The 233-nt window shown below is 34.3% G+C and carries 1 protein-coding gene (running past one end of the window); it reads right to left on the minus strand.

Annotated elements, in window-relative coordinates; translation table 11 throughout:
• Positions 1–233, minus strand: part of the annotated coding region (locus tag LUA84_RS03345; protein ID WP_305836296.1) for a PEP/pyruvate-binding domain-containing protein (this coding region is incomplete at its 3' end). 126 nt of the annotated region lie beyond the right edge of the window; 233 of its 359 annotated nt are in view.

A 233-nucleotide genomic window follows, 5' to 3' on the forward strand; every position in this document is an offset into this window, starting at 1 on the left:
ACTTTAGTTTGCTCAAATCCCATAGTTTCTCTAGAAATAATTGCTCTTGCTGTCCATAAAGATGCCCAGCATTTTTTAACAGCATCCAATAATTTATCTAAGCCTCGTACATTTAAATACGTAGCCTGTTGACCTGCAAAAGAAGCATTTGGCAAATCTTCTGCTGTTGCAGATGATCTTACAGCAACAAATATTGGTTCATTTCCAAACATGCTNNNTAATTTTCTATAATT

It is taken from the genome of Candidatus Nanopusillus massiliensis, assembly GCF_920984865.1.